This is a genomic window from Methylocystis sp. L43 (assembly GCF_015709525.1).
Classification (GTDB): Bacteria; Pseudomonadota; Alphaproteobacteria; order Rhizobiales; family Beijerinckiaceae; genus Methylocystis.
This window is the reverse complement of sequence record NZ_JADNRA010000003.1, coordinates 1-2841: the sequence shown is the minus strand read 5'-3', so window position 1 is coordinate 2841 and position 2841 is coordinate 1. Positions and strand designations below refer to the sequence as shown.

At 61.4% G+C, this 2841-nt stretch carries 2 protein-coding genes; both read right to left on the bottom strand.

Going from position 1 to position 2841, the window contains the following annotated elements; translation table 11 throughout:
- The coding region (locus tag IYX23_RS00025) for an amidohydrolase family protein (RefSeq protein ID WP_196398802.1) at positions 1-826 on the bottom strand (826 nt) is incomplete at its 3' end.
- Between the two features lie 480 nt (positions 827-1306).
- Positions 1307-2833, bottom strand: a complete 1527-nt coding sequence (locus IYX23_RS00020; RefSeq protein ID WP_196398803.1) for an acyl-CoA carboxylase subunit beta — start codon at positions 2831-2833, stop codon at positions 1307-1309.
- Between the last annotated feature and the right edge of the window lie 8 nt (positions 2834-2841).

Here is a 2841-nt window from a genome sequence, read left to right as displayed (position 1 = left end):
AGAAGCCGTTCTTGCCTTCCTTGCCATAGGCGTAGAACTGCACATGGGCGAGATGCAGCGGCAGCCCCTGCGCCGCGTCGATCGTGGCGAGCGCCGTGTCGATATTGCCGGCAAGGCCGAGATTGTTCATGTGCAGATGCAGCGGATGGGCGATGCCCACCGCCTGAGTCGACTTCTGCAGCGCCTGGAAAATCTGACGCGACGTCAGCCCATAAAAAGGCACGACGTCGTCAAGCCCAAAGGCGCGCATGTTCTCCTTGAAGGCCTCGACCCCGCCGGGATTGATGCACTTGAGGCCGAGCGAACGGGTGTTCTCGACGGTCTGCGCGACATAGTCGTTGATCGCGCCGTCGGTCTCGCCGTCGCGCAACATGCCGAGCAGAAAGTCGTCATTGCCGAGCACGGTGAGCGCGCCCTTGTCGATGATCGGCACGTCGTTGAATTCGAGATGGGTCTGCAGGGCGTGATGCGGCGCCATCGCCGGCTCGACGACCGTGGTGAAGCCCATCTGCGCGTAGAGGCGCCCCGTCTCGTAGCTCGACCATTTCGCGGTCGACAGCGGCGTGTCGGCGAGCCGGGCGCGAATCGCGCGATGCAGCTCCGGCAGCAGCAGTCGCGCCGTGTTCACATTGCCGCCGGCGATGTGCGAATGGATGTCGATCGCGCCGGCCATGACGATATGGCCGGAGACGTCGATCTCCTTGTCGGCGCTGCGGCCTTCGGGGCGCTCGACGATGCGGCCGTCCTCAAACCACACGTCGCCGATCGCGTCCTGGCCGGTCGCCGGATCGACGACATGGCCGCCGCGCAAAACTGTCAGCGCCATGCGCCCTCCGAAACTTCCGCCATAATGGCGCCGATCGCCTGCGCCACGCTCGGCGCATCCGCCGGCGCGCTTGCCCTGCGCAGCGTCATGCCGCCGGTTTCCTGACTCATCAGCACCGCGTCATGCGTGACGCCGGGCTGACCGAAGATGTCGCTGCCCGACTCGGAAAAAGAGACGAATTCCCCTCGACGTAACAGTTATTCGCCATACTAGACGCGCGCAAACTTTGCTTAAATTTCTCTTTATCGAATAATCTATTTCATAATGACGAATTCGCTTTCCGTTTATGGGCGCGCCCCGCCGTCGGGTCGCGCCCACCCAGAACTCGCGGAGTTGCTCGTTGAGTGCGGGATCGACTTCGCTGTCCGTGACACAGTGTGCGCTTCAAGTTCAGAGAAGCTTCAAGTTGCGAGAGCAATTTGATCGAGGGTTTTTAGCGTTCAGGGCAAATAACCCAAGATATCCTAGCCAAAACAGATGCTATAGCGGGATGTTATCATGCTTCTTCCTCGGCTTTTCAAAAGCCTTTCCACGGAGCAGGGCGAGTGAGCGAGCGATTCGCTTTCGCGTGTCCCGCGGCGCAACCACGGCGTCGACGTAACCTCTTTCTGCCGCCGCAAAAGGCGACAGAAACTGCTGTTCATACTCGCTGATGCGGCGGCCCATTTTATCTATGTCGCCAATGTCGGCGCGGAAGATGATTTCGACGGCGCCCTTTGCGCCCATGACGGCGATCTGCGCCGACGGCCAGGCGTAGTTGACGTCGCCACGCAGATGTTTCGAGGACATGACGGCATAGGCGCCGCCGAACGCTTTGCGCGTGATGAGGGTCACTTTCGGCACCGTCGCTTCGGCGTAAGCGAACAGCAGCTTCGCGCCATGCTTGATCAGCCCGCCATATTCTTGCGCCGTGCCGGGCAGAAATCCCGGCACGTCGACAAAGGTGACGATTGGAATGTTGAAGCAGTCGCAAAAACGCACGAAACGCGCCGCCTTCTTGGAGGCGTCGATGTCGAGCACGCCGGCGAGCACGAGCGGCTGATTGGCGACGAAACCGACCGTGCGCCCTTCGATGCGGCCAAAGCCGATCACGATATTGCGGGCATGCGCATCTTGGATCTCGAAGAAGTCGCCCTCGTCGACGACCTTATGGATGAGCTCCTTGATGTCGTACGGCTTGTTCGGATTGTCCGGAACAATCGTATCGAGCGATTCGTCGAGCCGGTCCACCTCGTCGAAAGCGGGCCATTCCGGCGCCTCCTCCTGGTTGGAGGAAGGCAGGAAATCAATCAGCCGGCGCATCTGCAGGAGCGCTTCGACGTCGTTGTCATATGCGCGATCGGCGATCGAGCTTTTGGTCGTATGCACCGAAGCGCCGCCGAGTTCTTCCGCCGTGACGGTCTCGTTGGTCACCGTCTTCACGACATCGGGTCCGGTCACGAACATATAGCTCGTGTCGCGCACCATGAAGATGAAGTCGGTCATCGCCGGCGAGTAAACGTCGCCGCCAGCGCAGGGGCCCATGATCACCGAGATTTGCGGAATGACGCCCGAGGCCAGCACATTGCGCTGGAAGACCTCGCCATAGCCGCCGAGCGCCGCGACGCCTTCCTGGATGCGCGCGCCGCCGGCGTCGAAGAGGCCGATGATCGGGGCGCGATTTTTCAGCGCCATGTCCTGCAGCTTGGTGATCTTTTGCGCGTGAGTCTCGGAGAGCGAACCGCCGAAGACGGTGAAGTCCTTGGCGAAGACGAAGACGGCGCGGCCGTTGACCGTTCCCCAACCGGTGACGACGCCGTCGCCTGAAATTTTTTCGCCCTGATCCATGCCGAAATCGGCGCAGCGGTGGGCGACGAACATGTCGAATTCTTCGAACGAGCCGTGATCGAGCAGCAGTTCGATTCGCTCGCGCGCCGTGAGCTTGCCGCGGGCGTGCTGGGCTTCGATCCGCTTTTTGCCGCCGCCAAGTCGGGCGGACGCGCGCCGCCGTTCAAGCCCGTCGAGAATATGTTTCA